The 15,176-nt window shown below is 57.4% G+C and carries 21 protein-coding genes; 10 read left to right on the top strand and 11 right to left on the bottom strand.

Annotated elements, in window-relative coordinates; all coding sequences use genetic code 11:
- Positions 1-3 precede the first annotated feature (3 nt).
- The 4 genes from D1224_RS00105 to D1224_RS00090 all read right to left on the bottom strand — a co-directional run bounded on the left by D1224_RS00105 (position 4) and on the right by D1224_RS00090 (position 1,907).
- A complete protein-coding gene (locus D1224_RS00105; RefSeq protein ID WP_147372291.1) occupies positions 4-333 on the bottom strand; it encodes a hypothetical protein in 330 nt (109 codons plus the stop codon).
- A gap of 102 nt (positions 334-435) precedes the next feature.
- Positions 436-1,092, bottom strand: coding sequence for a hypothetical protein (locus tag D1224_RS00100; RefSeq protein WP_119377915.1), 657 nt, complete (start codon positions 1,090-1,092; stop codon positions 436-438).
- A gap of 59 nt (positions 1,093-1,151) precedes the next feature.
- Positions 1,152-1,550: a phage holin family protein gene (locus tag D1224_RS00095; RefSeq protein WP_119377914.1), complete on the bottom strand. Its 399-nt coding sequence runs from the start codon at positions 1,548-1,550 to the stop codon at positions 1,152-1,154.
- 12 nt (positions 1,551-1,562) lie between these two features.
- Positions 1,563-1,907, bottom strand: a complete 345-nt coding sequence (locus D1224_RS00090; protein WP_119377913.1) for a DUF883 family protein — start codon at positions 1,905-1,907, stop codon at positions 1,563-1,565.
- 129 nt (positions 1,908-2,036) lie between these two features.
- Between D1224_RS00090 and D1224_RS00085 the strand changes: the two genes are divergently transcribed.
- Complete coding sequence (locus tag D1224_RS00085; protein WP_119377912.1) at positions 2,037-2,810, top strand: Crp/Fnr family transcriptional regulator; 774 nt, start codon at positions 2,037-2,039, stop codon at positions 2,808-2,810.
- A gap of 433 nt (positions 2,811-3,243) precedes the next feature.
- Here the strand turns inward: D1224_RS00085 and D1224_RS00080 are convergent, their stop codons facing one another.
- Positions 3,244-4,032: a response regulator gene (locus D1224_RS00080; RefSeq protein WP_119377911.1), complete on the bottom strand. Its 789-nt coding sequence runs from the start codon at positions 4,030-4,032 to the stop codon at positions 3,244-3,246.
- Between the two features lie 138 nt (positions 4,033-4,170).
- Here D1224_RS00080 and D1224_RS16365 point away from each other — a divergent pair, with 138 nt between their 5' ends.
- From D1224_RS16365 to D1224_RS00065, 3 genes are all read left to right on the top strand, one after another.
- A complete protein-coding gene (locus D1224_RS16365) occupies positions 4,171-4,368 on the top strand; it encodes a NepR family anti-sigma factor (RefSeq protein ID WP_119377910.1) in 198 nt (65 codons plus the stop codon).
- 8 nt (positions 4,369-4,376) lie between these two features.
- Positions 4,377-4,985, top strand: a complete 609-nt coding sequence (locus D1224_RS00070; RefSeq protein WP_119377909.1) for a sigma-70 family RNA polymerase sigma factor — start codon at positions 4,377-4,379, stop codon at positions 4,983-4,985.
- Between the two features lie 61 nt (positions 4,986-5,046).
- Positions 5,047-6,678 (top strand): sensor histidine kinase, encoded by a 1,632-nt coding sequence (locus D1224_RS00065; protein ID WP_182482103.1) that lies wholly within the window; start codon positions 5,047-5,049, stop codon positions 6,676-6,678.
- On the opposite strand, the gene D1224_RS00060 is transcribed toward D1224_RS00065, so the two are convergent.
- Genes D1224_RS00060 through D1224_RS00050 form a run of 3 tightly spaced genes read right to left on the bottom strand, consistent with a single transcriptional unit; the run spans position 6,675 to position 8,598 of the window.
- Positions 6,675-7,481 carry a metallophosphoesterase family protein gene (locus tag D1224_RS00060; protein WP_119377907.1) on the bottom strand — a complete coding sequence of 269 codons (807 nt, stop codon included), beginning with the start codon at positions 7,479-7,481 and terminating at the stop codon, positions 6,675-6,677. The genes D1224_RS00065 and D1224_RS00060 overlap by 4 nt on opposite strands.
- On the bottom strand, positions 7,481-8,335 hold the full coding sequence (locus D1224_RS00055; RefSeq protein WP_119377906.1) for a diacylglycerol/lipid kinase family protein: 855 nt from the start codon (positions 8,333-8,335) through the stop codon (positions 7,481-7,483). Before D1224_RS00055 ends, D1224_RS00060 begins: the two co-directional genes overlap by 1 nt.
- Positions 8,332-8,598, bottom strand: a complete 267-nt coding sequence (locus D1224_RS00050) for a DUF7218 family protein (RefSeq protein ID WP_119377905.1) — start codon at positions 8,596-8,598, stop codon at positions 8,332-8,334. Before D1224_RS00050 ends, D1224_RS00055 begins: the two co-directional genes overlap by 4 nt.
- Before the next feature lie 100 nt (positions 8,599-8,698).
- Here D1224_RS00050 and D1224_RS00045 point away from each other — a divergent pair, with 100 nt between their 5' ends.
- Positions 8,699-8,965, top strand: a complete 267-nt coding sequence (locus D1224_RS00045) for a hypothetical protein (RefSeq protein ID WP_119377904.1) — start codon at positions 8,699-8,701, stop codon at positions 8,963-8,965.
- 77 nt (positions 8,966-9,042) lie between these two features.
- Here D1224_RS00045 and D1224_RS00040 read toward each other — a convergent pair whose 3' ends face one another.
- Positions 9,043-9,186 carry an entericidin A/B family lipoprotein gene (locus D1224_RS00040; RefSeq protein WP_119377903.1) on the bottom strand — a complete coding sequence of 48 codons (144 nt, stop codon included), beginning with the start codon at positions 9,184-9,186 and terminating at the stop codon, positions 9,043-9,045.
- Between the two features lie 144 nt (positions 9,187-9,330).
- Between D1224_RS00040 and D1224_RS00035 the strand changes: the two genes are divergently transcribed.
- From D1224_RS00035 to nusG, 4 genes are all read left to right on the top strand, one after another.
- Positions 9,331-9,504, top strand: coding sequence for a DUF1328 domain-containing protein (locus tag D1224_RS00035; RefSeq protein ID WP_119377902.1), 174 nt, complete (start codon positions 9,331-9,333; stop codon positions 9,502-9,504).
- Between the two features lie 124 nt (positions 9,505-9,628).
- The gene (locus D1224_RS00030) at positions 9,629-10,504 is read left to right on the top strand and encodes an SMP-30/gluconolactonase/LRE family protein (protein ID WP_119377901.1); all 876 of its coding nucleotides are present in this window, start codon (positions 9,629-9,631) and stop codon (positions 10,502-10,504) included.
- Between the two features lie 138 nt (positions 10,505-10,642).
- Positions 10,643-10,858, top strand: coding sequence for a preprotein translocase subunit SecE (gene secE, locus D1224_RS00025; protein WP_119377900.1), 216 nt, complete (start codon positions 10,643-10,645; stop codon positions 10,856-10,858).
- Between the two features lie 24 nt (positions 10,859-10,882).
- Positions 10,883-11,428, top strand: coding sequence for a transcription termination/antitermination protein NusG (gene nusG / locus D1224_RS00020; protein ID WP_119377899.1), 546 nt, complete (start codon positions 10,883-10,885; stop codon positions 11,426-11,428).
- 23 nt (positions 11,429-11,451) lie between these two features.
- Here the strand turns inward: nusG and pgi are convergent, their stop codons facing one another.
- Positions 11,452-12,999, bottom strand: a complete 1,548-nt coding sequence (pgi, locus tag D1224_RS00015; RefSeq protein WP_119377898.1) for a glucose-6-phosphate isomerase — start codon at positions 12,997-12,999, stop codon at positions 11,452-11,454.
- Positions 13,000-13,013: 14 nt separating this feature from the next.
- Positions 13,014-13,718 carry a 6-phosphogluconolactonase gene (pgl, locus tag D1224_RS00010; RefSeq protein ID WP_182482102.1) on the bottom strand — a complete coding sequence of 235 codons (705 nt, stop codon included), beginning with the start codon at positions 13,716-13,718 and terminating at the stop codon, positions 13,014-13,016.
- A gap of 197 nt (positions 13,719-13,915) precedes the next feature.
- On the opposite strand from pgl, the gene tuf reads away from it, so the two are divergent.
- On the top strand, positions 13,916-15,106 hold the full coding sequence (tuf, locus tag D1224_RS00005) for an elongation factor Tu (protein ID WP_119377896.1): 1,191 nt from the start codon (positions 13,916-13,918) through the stop codon (positions 15,104-15,106).
- Positions 15,107-15,176: the final 70 nt, after the last annotated feature.

Raw genomic sequence — 15,176 nt, 5'->3', positions numbered from 1 at the left:
AGTCTAGGAGAGCGCCGTGTGGCGCGTCGGGCGCTCTGGCAGGAAGTCAGCCTGCTCGACACGTGCGCGGCATTCGGGAAGCGCGTCGAGAGTTTCTTCGTCGAGGATGAGCGCAGAATTGAATTCGCCGCCTTCGCCTTTCAGCGGAAGCGCATACTGGCCGGTCTCCACCCCCGAATCGACTTCAACCGGAATGATAGGCAAACCTGAACGGCATGCTGTCTCCGCATCAGACATTTCTCCGGCAGTCAGATGCACGCGGTCTGCAATTGCAGGTGCGGCGAAGAGCGCGGTTGCTGCGACGATTGCCAGTGATCTGATGGGTGTGCGCATGATGTGTCCGCTTTCCTCTAATGAGAGAAAAACGCCGCCGCGCGAGAGCGGTTCCGCACCGGCTGCCGAACAGGCCATAGGAAGTGTAGATTTGCTGTTCGGCTAACCCGTATTCACCAGGATGAAGACGAATAACGAGTAGAGTGCGGACAGGATCGCGAACTTGCCAACCGCCGCCAGTACGAAGGGGCGGAGATCCTGCCAGCTTGTCTGGCGGGCAATATCAGCGACTTCGGACGCGATTTCGCGGGTCACGCTGTCCATCTTGTGCCCTGACAGGGACAGGATGATCTTTGTCGTACGTTTGGCATCGAAAGAGTCGGCTTCTTCAAGAACTTGTTCAAAGACAAGGGCGGCCACGGTCTCCCCCAGCGCCCGTTTCGGGCGCCAGTGGTGTTCGTGCAACTTGCTGAGCACCAGCTTGGCGGTCGGGAAAATGACGATCGCATCGCGAACAATGAAGACCATCAACAGCAGGACCGTCGCGACCGACATGAACGTGTGGGAATAGAGACCAACACGGAAGCCGAGCCATGTCAGAACGAGCAGCAGGGCCTTGATGAACACCGATTGCACGAAGTGGATCAGGTTCTCCTGAAAGAACGCAACTGCATGGCTCCTGATCCGCTCGCGCGCTTCGATGGCAGTTTGGCGAATAAGCTTCTGCTTCTTGCGGCTGACAGCATCGCCAATCGCCTTGCGGCCCAGACTTACGCCTGTCGTAAGTGCCGACACGACAAGAAAGGCCGTCCTCAACATGTGAGGGCGGACCTGAATTGCGGCCTGATTTTAATTCGAAAGGGACGGGCCATAGGCCGCTAGATCAGTTGATCGAACAGTTTTTGCAAGCTTTTCGACGCGTTGTCGGGGCTCGATATAAGAAAGTACCCTGCTGCGAGCGCTACAGTGGCTGCCACAACCGGGCGCTTCTCGACCAACGCCTCAATAGCGTCGAAAGGCAGATCAGCCAGCATGTCGGCGGTCGCTGACTCGAACTGGTCGAGCTCCTCTTCTGTCGATTTGCCAGGTTTAAGGAATACGACTGTGCAAATACAGGCGATGAATAGAAATAGGCTAGCGACGCACACAGTCGCCCATAGGATTCCTATGACCGACATAAGGGCGATGACGGCGGCAACCGTCAACGTAGTGACGCCGGCGAAGCCGAAAAAGACTGCGCCAGCGCCTGCGATTATTCTAAGTTTTGCAACATCCATGAAGGTAAGGTGTTACTTACGCTTAAGCATGGCAAGCAGCACGCCGCTACCAAATGCAATGCCGATTGAGGCCAGCGGATTTGCGCGGACTTTTTCTTCGATATAGTCGCGCGCCTTTTCTGCCTCTCCACCAGCTTTGTCGGCGTATTCTTTCGACACTTGCACGCCGCGGTCATATTCTTTGGATGTGCGTTCGCGGATATATTTGCCTGAATTCGTAGCAAGCGATTGAATGTCTGAGCGCAGCTTCGACACATCTTCCTTGAGGGATTCGAAGTCAGATTCTGCCGCTTTGGCGGCAGCGTCCGCGGTTGCGTCTTTTACGCCATTTGCCTTAGTTGCAGTTCGTCCAGCCATTGGTAACTCCCGGCATTTTTAATTAATCTCATTTATTCAACGCCAAGTCCTTGCAAACGTTCCGAGACCCATGGATTTTGCCTGTTTGAGTTTCTGGGCTTCAAGACTGTTAGGGAGAAAGCTGTTTTCATGAGCGTTTTCAAGAAGCGGCTGGGACAGTACGTGACCCTCGACGATGGGGAGTGGGGGCCGTTCGATGCGCTCGAGCAGAAGGAACAAGTCTTTCTGGCGGGTGACGATATCGTGCGAGCAGGGGATGCAATCCGCCACGTGTTCATCGTCATGGAAGGCTGGGCGATCCGTTACAGGCTGCTTGAGGACGGTCGCCGGCAGATTGTCAATTTCATGTTGCCAGGCGATGTGTTCGACCTGCAGTCACTGGCCGATCTGAAGGCCGACCATTCGCTAACAGCTATCACTGAATGCAAGGTACTCGTGTGCGCGTCAGACGTCTTTGTCGACATGCTTCAGTGTTCTGCGCGTCTTGCTTCTGCCTTCTGGTGGTCGGCAGTGCAGGAAGAATCTATTCTCCGCGAACAGATTGTCAGGATCGGTCGGCGATCGGCACGTGAACGTATTGGGCATCTTCTTCTCGAGTTGCAGCGCCGGTTCGTAGGTGCCACGGGAATAGACGCCGAGCGGCTCACCGTACCCCTCACTCGGGCCGACATTGCAGATGCGCTTGGCCTGACGCCAGTACATGTTTCGCGAACGATGTCCGCAATGCGACGGGCAGACCTCATAACGGAAGGAAAGGGCGGCGAAATCACGATCGTTGATCGTAACAAGCTCGCCCGTCTGTCACATTTCGACACTGACTATCTTCACCTCAAAAAGTTGCGGATCGGTGCTGGTCGGCGGTTATTGGAAGTAGGCGAAGCCCAGAGAGGGCTGGCGGACTAACTGGTCGGCAAAGTCTCAAGTCTTCAACGGGCCTCGCCGCTCGCTAAAGAGTTGAGATCTGGCAGGGCTTATTGCACAGCTGCGTCGCGCCCGTTTTCTTCGCATTCCTGAATTGGAAATACCATCGAGCCGGCAGCGACAGACAGACGGTCCTGCCGCAAAGTGTTGATGTCGCTTGTCTTCGCCGCCTTTGCGGTGAGCGAGCTGTTCGAGGTTCGAGGCGGTCAGGCCCGTCTAAAGTCCGTCTCGCCGTTGAACCGGCTGATGGCGGGCTTGAGGTGAACGAGTTCAGCTGAAAATTGAAGGAGCCGACAGATGTCTGTCAGCTCCTTACCAATTCTTGTGACACGGTCCAGTCGGTGGACCGCGTACTCAAGCAAGCCAGTCATATGTCACCCTTGCTGGAGCGACTGAACTCGTCTGGCGACAGATGCTATTCTGCGGCCACAGATTCCGAAGATGGGTGGAAGAACAGAGCCTGCCCAATTGCCGCCTTCACCGTATTTTCCTGGAACGGTTTCGGGATGAGGTACGTCGGTTCAGGACGCTCACCTGTCAGCAGCCGCTCAGGGAAGGCGGTGATGAAGATGATCGGCACATCGAGTTCTTCGAGGATCTCGTGCGCGGCTTCAATACCTGAAGAATTATCGGCCAGCTGAATATCGCAAAGGATCAGCCCAGGTGGGTTGGCACGAGCCATGGCGACCGCTTCAGTATGCGTGGTCGCATTGCCGGTCACTTCGTGGCCGAGTTCTTCGACAAGGCTCTCAAGATCGGCTGCAATGACAGGTTCGTCTTCGATGATCAGCACCTTGGTCGAGAGCGTATCTTCGATGTCGGTGTGAGCTTTGGCGATCAGCTCCTCGACCTGCTGGACTGTCTTTCCGAGGATCGTCGCAGCTTCACTGACCTGAAATCCCTCCAGTGCTGTGAGAAGGAAAGCCTGTCGCTCAATTGGCGCGAGCGCCTGCAGACGTGTTTCTGGCGTCATCGCGCCGCCTGGACGTTCCAGTCGTGCGCCAGTAGAGCCCCAGATGACGTGGAAGAAGCGGTAAAGCGCCTGACGTGCTGGCAGCTCGTCACTGACCTGACTTGGATCCTCGGCCAACGCCGTCAAAGAGGCGCGGATATACGAATCGCCACTTTCCTGACTACCAGTGAGTGCGCGCGCATAGCGGCGCAAAAACGGTAGGTGTGGACCAAATTGTTCAACAAGACTCATGCTAACCCTCGCGCATTATGTTCGGTCTATAACTTATGCTCAGCAAGAAAGTTGCAACCCAATGAAAAAAAGTTTGTGTTGAATGGAACTTTGCGTTTCCGAAGGCTTTACTGCTGTTCAGATAAGCGCCGGGGACTTATGAGCGAAAAAGCGAGTCATACACCGATGGACCACCAGACAGGAGGGAGCGCAGACGACGACCGTGCACGTAAGTTGCGTCAGAAACGGATCGGCGATCAGCTCCGCCGCCTCTACGATGAGGTCACCGAAGAATCTGTTCCTGAGGAATTCTTGAATCTTCTCGAGCAGGCTGACAATTCCAAGAACAAGCAATAGAGACTGTTTTGACCCAGCCGACACTCGATGATGAGGCGTTCAAAGCAGAGCTCGCCGGACTTATTCCACATTTGCGTGCATTTGCGCGCAGTCTTTGCGGGAATGCCACTGCAGCTGATGATCTTGCGCAAGAGGCCATGCTTAAGGCGTGGAAAGCGCGCGCAAGCTATCAAAGCGGTACGAATCTGAAAGCGTGGACTTTCACGATTCTTCGCAACCTCTTCTATTCCGAGAAACGCAGAAGCTGGCGCCGTCAGCAACTCGACCCGGAAGTTGCAGAGGCAACGCTAATCGCGAACGATGATCCATCTTCCGCGATGGACCTGCTTGCGTTGCGGACAGGGCTTACATTCCTGCCCGAAGATCAGCGCGAAGCCCTGATCCTGGTGGGTGCAGGCGGTCTTTCCTATGAAGAGACCGCTGAGATCTGTGGATGTGCTGTAGGCACGATCAAGAGCCGGGTCAGCCGGGCTCGAAAGGCGCTCGCCGAAATTATCGACAATACCCAAGGCGGGTTTTCCGGTGATGGCAAGCTGCGCGCTTCGGAAGCATTCGACGATATCATGAAACAGGCTGACGAGCTTTCCAGTGGATCAACCGCAGACGCCACAAACTAGTAGAGCGCCCTCCAAACGGGGCTCACTTAGGCTGCGATTGTTGATCACAATCGCAGCCGCTTTGACTCCCATTCTGATCTTTGCTGGTTTTCGGTCCTATCTGAACGCACAGGATGCTCGCGCGGAGAGGCGAAACAACCTTGTTGAAATCTCGGACCGGGCAATCGATGAAGTTGAGCAGATCCTCTCAACTGTTGATACGTTGCAGCAGATTTATGAGGCAGATATTCTGAACGGCGACTGCAGGGGCGTATTTGCCACCCTCTCGCCGCGCGTACCGCAGCTCTCCAATATCATATTCTTCAATTCAGACGCCGGCGCAGAATGCTCTGCCTTGCAGGCGACCGGGGCGCGTCTCGTTCAGGTGGAAGCCTTTGAGCTCTTGCGTCAGGGGCAAACAAAAGTGCGTACGGACGCCTTTTTCGGACCACTGAGCCAAGCATGGTTGTTCTCAGTGATGCGCCGCGTGGAGGGGCCCGATGGAGCCTTCCGCGGTGCGATCGCGTTTCCTCTTCGTACCGATGAACTCATCCGAACGATCCGGCTGACGAATTTGCCCGAGGATGTCGAACTGGCTCTTTCAGATAGCAGCGGGCAGGTTTTCGGTAGCGCACGTATCGCTAATGTCGATCCCGACTGGATTTCAAGCGCGACCGGCGATGATGATGGTGAACTGTTCGTGCTGAACCTCGATGATCAGGGCTCTGTCGATGTTGTCGTGCGGGCGATTGTCGACAATCGGATCTATGCAGTCATTTCAAGGCCTTCGCCGGGCCTCTTTAGTGAGTTCACACTGCGGCCTCTGGAATCAATCGGCATTCCGCTTCTTTCATTTACGCTGGCGCTCATCGCGGCGTGGCTTGCCGTAGATGGTCTCGTGCTGAAGTGGCTGGCAAGGTTGCGCCGGCTCGCGCTCATTTACGGCGAGGGGCACTACAATTTTCGCATTGGCAATGAGTTCGATAACGCGCCTGATGAAATTCAATCCTTCGCGCGGACGTTCGACCGGATGGCGAACCGGATCGCGGAGCGCGACAGCTCCCTTCGCACCGCTATTGCGACGCGCGATTCTGCGGTCAAAGAAATTCATCACCGGGTCAAAAACAATCTTCAGATCGTCGCGAGCTTCCTGAATTTGCAGCGACGCCAGGTGTCAGACCCGGCCGCGCGAAATGTCATTTCGGCAGCGCGCCACAGGATCGATGCGCTCTCGATCGTCCACCAGACACTCTACCAGCACGAGCGACTGGAAACGGTGCATATGCATCCATTTCTCGATGCACTCTTGTCGCACCTCTCGGGGGCGCTCGGCATGGATGAGATCCGCGTGACGATTGAGCAGGATATCGCCGACATTGACAGGCCTGCCGATGACGCAATTCCGATTGCACTATTCCTCCTCGAAGCTGTTACCAATGCGATGAAGTACGCTTTCGATGAGAATGGCGGAACAATACTGGTGAAGCTGCAGGAAGATGGCGAGGATATCGTCCTCTCCGTCATCGATGATGGTGTCGGCGAGCAAGAGCAGGAGGATGCGCCGAAGTCGACAGGGCTTGGCGCGAGGTTGATGACCGCTTTTGCCAAGCAGTTGCGCGCCGAGATGAGCTCACATTCGGAACCCGGGGAAGGGTATACGGTAGAGCTGAGAATGCCGCGGTCTGAGCGTGAGATGAAGGCGACCGACTTCTAGTCTGCGCTGAGATGCGTTTCTTTCAGCTCGAAGTCAGGTGTCAGCACATGCGGCTTCTGCGGTACGAACCGGTCACCATGAAGATTGAATATCGTCACCGCGCAGTTCTCACCTGAGATATCAATCAGGTTAAAGCTCGCCGGGCTGGCACGCAGGCGGGTCGACAGCGTACCCGCGGATACGGCGATATACGCGTCCTGCTCATGGTCCACGACTGTGACGGATGGCACGTGTACGTGTCCCGTCAGCAGATAGCGAAAACCGCTTTGCGCGAGACGCCGGCTCGCCCGCCGGCCGCGGCGCGTGGATGTCCGCATGGGGGCATCGGGCGGCGACAGGAAAGGGTGGTGGCAGATCAGGAACGCGGTCTTCCTTCCCACACCATCGCCAGTAGCAATCGCGTTATCGAGATCCTCAAGATTGACCGATCCTTCAGCCCAGTTCTTGCGGGTCTGCCAGCCACGGGCCGTGTTAATGCCTGCAAGGACTGCATTATCGAGTTCGACAGGCGCGCTGAATTCGTCGAAGTAATCGTCATGTCGCTCAAACGGCGACACAACGCGCTCGTACAGATTTAGAAGCGGTGTGTCGTGATTTCCGGCGACAACGAGCTTCGGGATTGTAAAAGTGTCCAGCCATTTGCGGGCTGCTTCGAATTCTTCATGTTTCCCGCGCTGGGTAAGGTCACCGCACACGGCGAGTGCATCGGCTTCGAGTGCGTCTACCGTGGCCTTGAACGCCGAAATGGCGCGCGGGTTTTCCGTCCCGAAATGGACGTCTGCAACTTGAATTATCTTTGACATTACAAATTCGCGCTAAGGGCGCGTCCCGCTTTTGCGATCCTCGTAATTTTCGTGCCTGACTTGAGACGAACCGGTTCGCCATCGAGTGTTATCCTCAGGTCGAGCCCGCGATCATGCTCGAGCTTTCCAGATCGTATGTCTTCGCAATTGACACCAGAGGCATTGCGCCAGTCGTCGAAAAGGGCGCCGAAGCCGGCCGCGGCAAGCTCAAGAGGATTGTCTGGGTCGATATAGGCAAACTCAAGCGTGTCGTCCTGCTGTGTGCCGACGAAAATGGACGCCGCTGTCGCGAAACCGGACACCGGTTTGCCGTCGCTTTTCTCGATCTGAAAGGTCATGTTGGTTCGCAGGTCGAGAACATCGCTACCTGAAAGGGTCTCGAGTGCCTTGAATACATGACCTTTGCGGATGGCCTCTCGCGGGCCGGTAAGATCAGTGAGGTTGCCAGCCATTGCGGCGACATAGAAAGTCCGTTCACCGGCCTTGCCGGCGGGAACATCAATCACCTTTCCGTCCGTGAGAGCGCGATTGAGACAATCCTGCCAGTCGCAGGCGCCGCCATGTATCTGTTTGTGAAACAGATTCATGGTGCCCCCGGGCAAGGGCAGTATTAGCGGGCCATCGGGGCCGGCATTTTCAAAAGCGCAGGCAATCGTCCCATCCCCACTCCAGACGATCAGAATGTCGGGCGCGTCCGCGATCGCATTTTTGATCTGATCGACCAGATTGTCGATCTCGATTTCTACGATGTCGGCAGTGTGGCCGCTCTCCTCGAGCGCGACGCGCAGGACTTCAGCGCCGTCTTCCGGTACGCTACCCGAGTGTGGATTGACCAGCGCAGAGATCCTGCTCATCGGCTCTCCCAGAGCGCCTTGATCAGCTCGTCCTTGTTCATGTCTGAGCGACCTTCAATATCGAGTTCCTGAGCACGGTCATACAGCTCGTCCTTACTCCATTTTTCATATGCAGGTGATTGCCCACCTTTCTTGGACGGCTCTTGATCAGAGTTCGCCTTCGCATTGGCGATCCGCGCCGCTGTGGACTTCGAATAGCCATCGTCCCGAAGCGCTTCATAGGTTTCATCATCCTTGATGGATGATCCGTGGTCTTTTGCCATTTTGCCCTCGAAGTCATTTATAACTGCGTAAATTTCGAACGTTAGCGGGGGAATTTCGTTCCCGCCGGGAACCGACTTCGGCCCATAGCGTAGAGTGAGAATGGAAAACGCAGCCGTTCAAAAACCAGCAGCAACAACACCCTATGATCCGGCGATCGGGCCTCTTGGTGATGTCGCTTATGTATTTCGCCGCCTGGGCGGGATCTCCAGACTCGATGTGGTCTGCTCGATGATCGGGGTCGCGTGTGTTGCCTTCTGGTCGTGCCTTCGGACGGGGAAGACGAAAGCAATGAATGCGACCATCCGTCCGACAGTATACTTGCTGGCCCACATGCCAGCAGAGAAACAAATGACCGAAGCTGCTTGAGCACAAATCATCTGCTGTTAGAAAAAGCCCGGCCAATTGCGATTGGCCGGGCTTCAAATTTCTTGTTTCAGGGTTGACTAGGCGCCGGCTTCGTTCGCCGTTTCTTCAATCTCTTCGCCAGTCGCTTCCACGTCTTCGCCTGCGCCTTCGACAGTGTTGCAACCTGCCGCCAGAAGCGCCACCAGGCTGATCCCTGCGATCATGATTGGGTTCTTTTTCATTACAGTATCCTTTCTTGTCGCGGACTTGATTCAACGAGGTCTATCGGCCGGGGTTCCAAAATTTATTTGCGGAACCGGTTCGGCCCAATGCCCGTTTTCCCCACAACGGCATCGGGCCGTAACACGTAACTAAGGAGATCAATCATGCTTGGTTGGGCACTTACATTTTTCGTTCTGGCGATTATCGCCGCAGTTTTCGGTTTCGGTGGTATTGCCGGTGCATCCGCTGGTATCGCGCAGATACTTTTCTTCGTTTTCCTCGCACTGCTGGTGATTAGCTTTATCGCCCGCGCAGTCCGTGGCCGAAGTGTGATGTAGACGGTCAGAGAGACATGACATTCAATGAGAGGCGGCGCTTTAACAGGTGCCGCTTTTCTTTTGCGCGCTGCAGAAATCGAGGGAGTGGCTTTTGTAACGTCACAAACGCAGCTACAGCCGACGCATGAAGCCTGCTGATCCGCAATGCGTTGCCCCCACAAGCTGCCTTCTCGGCCAGAGCCCAATCTGGAGCGCCAGTGAAGGGCTGCTCTTTTGGGTCGACCCGAACCGGGCCAAGCTCCACCGTTTCAAGCCAAAAACGGGCAATACACGCCGCTATGACCTGCCGCTGAAGGCTAGTGCCCTTGCGCTGGCTGGTGGACAGCTGCTCATGGCAGGCGGGCTTGAGGTCGGCTTCTTCGACATCGAGACCGAAGAGTATCGTCAGATTACCAAGCTTGATGGCGCCGTCTCAGACCTGCGAATAAATTGCGGTGGTTGTGGGCCGGATGGCAGCTTCTGGTTCGCTGTCATGGATAGCGGCGAACAGCAGGCAAAGTCTTGCTGGTACAGGCTTCGCGGCAGTCGCGAGCTGGAAAAGCTGGACGCGAGACCTGTCGTCATACCCTCGACTGGGTGTTTCTCTCCCGATGGCGGCGTCTTCTACACCGCGGACACGACGGAGCAGGAAATCCTCGCCTTTGATGTACGCGCTGATGGGGCGCTTGCGGGGCGCAGGGTGTTCGCGACGACGAGTACAGGGGGGTATCCTGACGGCTGCGCTGTCGATGCGGAAGGCTTTGTCTGGAACGCAGAATGGGACGGGGCTCGCATCGTCCGATACAGGCCGGATGGCGCAATCGACAGGGTAGTCACGCTTCCCACCGTGCGCCCGACGGGCCTCTGTTTCGGCGATAGCGACCTCAAGACACTTTACATTACGACGGCCCGTACAGGGCTCACAGGCTTTCAGATGGACACCCAACCCTTTGCGGGCGGACTGTTCGCCATGCGATCGGACTGCCCGGGCCTGAACACCCCCAATTGGCGTGGAGAATAGATTGTCGGCGGGCCTTGTGGACTTGTCCGCAGAACTTCCTGCACCCACATGCCTTCACAATCAGCGCAAGGAAGAGTATGGCGGTGCATCGATACGGTCGAGACCGTAACAATTCCCCGGACTTTCAGGACGTATTTGATGGCCGATAAGGACAAGAAAAAAAGCGTGGACCCTGTGACCTTCGCCCGCCAGGTTGAGGCGGAAGGCCGCAAGGTGACGTGGACTTCGCCGCAGGAAACGGTGCAGGCGACCATCATGGTCGTGATCATGTCGATCATCGTGGCATTGTTTCTGTTCCTGTCAGACCAGGTCATCGCTATCCTGATCGGCCTCATTACCGGTCTCGGCGCCTAACAGTTTTCAAGGAGTGCCCCGCCCATGGCCGAGGCCAAATGGTATATCGTTCACGCTTACTCGAATTTTGAGAAGAAGGTCGCCCAGACCATTCGCGACCAGGCGAACCTCAAGAACCTGTCCGAGCTGATCGAAGAAATCGAAGTTCCAACCGAGGAAGTCGTCGAAGTTGTTCGCGGCAAGAAGAAGACCGTCGAGAAGCGCTACTTCCCGGGCTACGTCCTGCTCAAAGCGAACCTGACGGATGATGTCTATCACCTCGTTCGCGACACGCCGAAGGTTTCAGGCTTTCTTGGTGCGGAAGGCGGCAAACGTCCGCTTCCTGTTCCACAGCGCGAAGTCGACCGTATTCTCGGCACGGCAGATGAGCCGGCTGCTGAACGTCCGCGTCCGCAAATCTCATTCGAGATCGGCGAACAGGTCCGCGTCAACGAAGGCGCGTTCCAGGGTTTTGAAGGCGGTGTGGAAGAAGTCGACGAAGCAGCTGGCCGCCTGAAAGTGTCGGTCTCGATCTTCGGGCGCGCGACGCCGGTCGACCTTGAATACTCGCAGGTCGACAAGATCAACTAACGGACTTCTCCGTACAACTAGCTCTATGAACGGATTGCGGCGATCAGCTTCGCCGTGATGGCGTCACTTGCCTGACGTTCACCCCGCAGGGCTGGTTTCAGCCGTCCGGCCATCGTCTTGCCGCGCTCCACGCCCCACTGGTCGAAGCTGTTGAGGCCCCAGAGCTTGCCCGCCAGATAGGTGCGGTGCTCGAACAGGGCGATCAGGCTGCCCAGACGATACGGGTTCAGGCGCGGTGCGTGCAGAATGGTCGATGGACGCCCGCCTGCGTGCACCTTCTGCGCAGCGATCTCCAACGGCAGGTCCGGCTCGTCAGCCTGTACATCAGCCAGCGACCGGCCATTGGCCAGCACTTCAGCCTGGGCAAGCGCGTGCGCGGTGAGACCCGTGACGCCATCCGAATCAGACGTCTCGCCGGGAGCGAGGATAAACTCTGCAGGCACCATGGACGGGCTCTGGTGTAGCCACTGGTGATAGGAATGCTGGCCGATCGTGCCTTCGCCGCCCCAGAGGAGTGGGGCGGTCGGACCAGCAACAGGGCGGCCATCAGGTCGAACGGATTTTCCGTTCGATTCCATTTCGAGTTGCTGCAGATAGGCAGGCAGGAGTCGTAAGCGGCGCGAATAGGCGAGCAGCGCACGTGCGCCAAAGCCGAGGATTGTCGCGTTCCAGTAGTCGAGCAGGGCAAGCCGGATTGCCAGATTGTCGGCCACCTCGGCAGTGGCAACGTGCTGATCCATGGCTTCTGCGCCTGCACGGAAATCTTCCATGACGTCGGACTGCAGCGCGATGGAGCAGGCGAGCGAACCCGCTGACCAGATCGAGAAGCGCCCGCCGATCGTTTCGGGCAGGTGAAGGATGAGGCCGTCCGCCCCGTCCAGCCAATCAATGGCACGTTCGCGATTTGCGGTAATGAGCGCGAAGTGTTTGCTCCAACCCTTTGGAACTGATGTCTTTACCCAGGCGCGGGCGCGGCTGAGATTGTAGAGGGTTTCTTCGGTGCCGAAGGATTTGGAAACGCCGACAATGAGCGTGTGCGCCGGATCGAGACCCTTTAGCGCGAGGTCGAGGTCGAGCGGATCGAGATTGGCGCAATAGCGAAGCTCGATATCGTCGCGGCGCCGGTCCTCGAACGCGTCCGCGATGAGACGGGGGCCGAAGTCAGAGCCGCCTATACCGATATGGACGACCGCCTTGAAGCGCTCTCCGGTGGCGCCCTTGCGACTGGACCAGGCGATTTCCTGTGCGAGGGTTTCTGCGTCGATGACACTCTGGCGAACTTCGCGCACTGTCTCGTCTTGCGGCTCGCTTGCGCGCAAGGCCCAGTGAAGCGCAGCGCGGCCTTCAGACGGGTTAACCATGTCGCCTTCGAAAAGCTGATCGATGGCTGTTTTCAACTTCATGTCATCAGCGAAGGCGAAGAGCGCAGCGTTAGCGTCAGTGTCGAGATAATGGCGCGACAGATCGACGTTCCAGCCTGCCGCAGCAAGCGGTTTGGTGGCGGCCCTGACGCTCAATATCGTGCGGAAGGGCAGGGCCCTCAGCCGTTCGGCGTGGTCATGCAGTGTCATTGGTCAGCCTCGGGTCAGGAGCAGGAAAAGATAGTCAGCGCATCGCCTGCGGCCCTGCGCATCTGGGTGACGGGATGAGCGCTGTTGTGACGTTCGAAAACGGTGCGCTTCTTGTCTCCGCTCATCAAGAGCAGAACGTAGCGGGCACGCGCCACAACCGGCAAGGTCAGAGTCATGCGCAGAGTGTGATCGCCGGTCGTCTTGGATTTCGGGGCCTCGATTGCGGCCACATTGCGGCTGGTATCAGGCGACATCGCCTCGTCGAGACCTTTTGCGTCGGCAAACCATGAAAGTGTGTGGCCGTCGGTGCCCATGCCGAGCACCATGATGTCCACAGGTGAGGTGATCGGGCGGTACAGCGTATCGACGTCGTCGACAGCATCGAAAGGCGAAGGAGCGTCGGTCTTCATCGGAATAAAAGTCGCGTCCGCCGCTTTGTTCTGGATCAATGTTTCGCGGATCAGTTTCTCGTTGGAGGCCTCATGAGAGGCGTCTACCCAGCGCTCATCGGCCAGCCCAATGCTGACCCTGGACCAGTCAAGGTCAATCTCCGAGAGTTCGCGATAGACCGGCCCCGGCGTTGACCCGCCTGAACAGATGAGACTGGCCTTGCCGCGCCGGGTAAGCGCGTCTGCAAGCCGGGTTTCGATCCAGTGCGCCGCATCGACGTGAAGCGTCTCTGCCGTGCCGAATGTGTGAAAGGCTGTTGTCTGGCTCATATGCGGGAAGGGAGACTGCCTGAGCCGCTGGCTGTCAAGACCAAAGCCAGGCTCCTGCGCTTGAATTGTCATGGGTGCTTGAAAGCGCGCGCGCGCATGTGTATGTCGCCCGCTTCAACGGGAATCAAAGGCCCGCTGGCAAAAGGAAGCATCACCCCCGTCCGGCGGGCCGGACAGTAGCGAGAGGAGGCCGTGTTATGGCCAAAGAGAAGTTTGCGCGGAACAAGCCGCACGTAAACATCGGCACGATCGGCCATGTTGACCATGGCAAGACAACGCTGACGGCAGCGATCACGATGACGCTTGCAGAAGTTTATGGCGGTGCAGCGAAGTCCTATGCGGACATCGACAACGCGCCGGAAGAAAAAGCACGCGGCATCACCATCAACACCGCGCACGTCGAGTATGAGACGGACGACCGTCACTATGCGCACGTCGATTGCCCGGGCCACGCTGACTATGTGAAGAACATGATCACCGGTGCTGCCCAGATGGACGGCGCGATCCTGGTTGTGAACGCAGCTGACGGCCCGATGCCGCAGACCCGCGAGCACATCCTGCTGGCCCGCCAGGTTGGCGTGCCTGCCCTTGTCGTGTTCCTCAACAAGGTTGACCAGGTCGACGACGAAGAGCTCCTCGAGCTCGTCGAGATGGAAGTCCGTGAGCTTCTGTCCTCCTACGACTTCCCGGGCGACGACATTCCGATCGTTTCCGGTTCTGCGCTCGCAGCTGTCGAAGGCCGCGACGAGAACATCGGCAAGGAGAAGATCCTCGAGCTGATGAAGGCTGTCGACGAGTACATCCCGACCCCTGACCGTCCACTGGACAAGCCGTTCCTGATGCCGGTCGAGGACGTGTTCTCGATCTCCGGCCGTGGTACGGTTGTGACCGGCCGCGTCGAGACGGGCATCGTCAAGGTTGGCGAGGAAGTCGAGATTGTCGGTATCCGCGACACGCAGAAGACGACCGTTACGGGCGTTGAGATGTTCCGCAAGCTGCTCGACCAGGGCCAGGCAGGCGACAACATTGGCGCACTGATCCGCGGCATCGACCGTGAAGGCGTTGAGCGTGGCCAGGTTCTCTGTAAGCCAGGTTCGATCACCCCGCACACCACGTTCGAGGCAGAAGCCTACATCCTGACCAAGGAAGAGGGTGGCCGTCACACGCCATTCTTCACCAACTACCGTCCACAGTTTTACTTCCGTACGACTGATGTCACCGGTGTTGTGAAGCTTCCAGCGGACAAGGAAATGGTCCTGCCGGGCGACAACGTCAAAATGGAAGTCGAGCTCATCGCACCGATCGCCATGGACCAGGGTCTTCGCTTCGCGATCCGCGAAGGCGGCCGCACCGTCGGTGCAGGCGTCGTCTCCAGCGTCTCCAACTAAGACCTCTAGCCTCTCAGAAGAGGCTGGAAAACAGACAAGAAGGGCCGTCTCGGAAGAGGCGGCCCTTTTT

The sequence above is a fragment of the Henriciella barbarensis genome, from assembly GCF_003576345.1.
Lineage (GTDB): Bacteria > Pseudomonadota > Alphaproteobacteria > Caulobacterales > Hyphomonadaceae > Henriciella > Henriciella barbarensis.
This window is presented reverse-complemented; position numbering and strand designations above follow the sequence as displayed.

What these genes read in the sequence shown, in the direction of transcription:
- D1224_RS00105 (WP_147372291.1), bottom strand. Translation starts at nt 333, where the DNA reads ATGCGCACACCCATCAGATCACTGGCAATCGTCGCAGCAACCGCGCTC.
- D1224_RS00100 (WP_119377915.1), bottom strand. Translation starts at nt 1,092, where the DNA reads ATGTTGAGGACGGCCTTTCTTGTCGTGTCGGCACTTACGACAGGCGTA.
- D1224_RS00095 (WP_119377914.1), bottom strand. Translation starts at nt 1,550, where the DNA reads ATGGATGTTGCAAAACTTAGAATAATCGCAGGCGCTGGCGCAGTCTTT.
- D1224_RS00090 (WP_119377913.1), bottom strand. Translation starts at nt 1,907, where the DNA reads ATGGCTGGACGAACTGCAACTAAGGCAAATGGCGTAAAAGACGCAACC.
- D1224_RS00085 (WP_119377912.1), top strand. Translation starts at nt 2,037, where the DNA reads ATGAGCGTTTTCAAGAAGCGGCTGGGACAGTACGTGACCCTCGACGAT.
- D1224_RS00080 (WP_119377911.1), bottom strand. Translation starts at nt 4,032, where the DNA reads ATGAGTCTTGTTGAACAATTTGGTCCACACCTACCGTTTTTGCGCCGC.
- D1224_RS16365 (WP_119377910.1), top strand. Translation starts at nt 4,171, where the DNA reads ATGAGCGAAAAAGCGAGTCATACACCGATGGACCACCAGACAGGAGGG.
- D1224_RS00060 (WP_119377907.1), bottom strand. Translation starts at nt 7,481, where the DNA reads ATGTCAAAGATAATTCAAGTTGCAGACGTCCATTTCGGGACGGAAAAC.
- D1224_RS00055 (WP_119377906.1), bottom strand. Translation starts at nt 8,335, where the DNA reads ATGAGCAGGATCTCTGCGCTGGTCAATCCACACTCGGGTAGCGTACCG.
- D1224_RS00050 (WP_119377905.1), bottom strand. Translation starts at nt 8,598, where the DNA reads ATGGCAAAAGACCACGGATCATCCATCAAGGATGATGAAACCTATGAA.
- D1224_RS00045 (WP_119377904.1), top strand. Translation starts at nt 8,699, where the DNA reads ATGGAAAACGCAGCCGTTCAAAAACCAGCAGCAACAACACCCTATGAT.
- D1224_RS00040 (WP_119377903.1), bottom strand. Translation starts at nt 9,186, where the DNA reads ATGAAAAAGAACCCAATCATGATCGCAGGGATCAGCCTGGTGGCGCTT.
- D1224_RS00035 (WP_119377902.1), top strand. Translation starts at nt 9,331, where the DNA reads ATGCTTGGTTGGGCACTTACATTTTTCGTTCTGGCGATTATCGCCGCA.
- D1224_RS00030 (WP_119377901.1), top strand. Translation starts at nt 9,629, where the DNA reads ATGAAGCCTGCTGATCCGCAATGCGTTGCCCCCACAAGCTGCCTTCTC.
- secE (WP_119377900.1), top strand. Translation starts at nt 10,643, where the DNA reads ATGGCCGATAAGGACAAGAAAAAAAGCGTGGACCCTGTGACCTTCGCC.
- nusG (WP_119377899.1), top strand. Translation starts at nt 10,883, where the DNA reads ATGGCCGAGGCCAAATGGTATATCGTTCACGCTTACTCGAATTTTGAG.
- pgi (WP_119377898.1), bottom strand. Translation starts at nt 12,999, where the DNA reads ATGACACTGCATGACCACGCCGAACGGCTGAGGGCCCTGCCCTTCCGC.
- pgl (WP_182482102.1), bottom strand. Translation starts at nt 13,718, where the DNA reads ATGAGCCAGACAACAGCCTTTCACACATTCGGCACGGCAGAGACGCTT.
- tuf (WP_119377896.1), top strand. Translation starts at nt 13,916, where the DNA reads ATGGCCAAAGAGAAGTTTGCGCGGAACAAGCCGCACGTAAACATCGGC.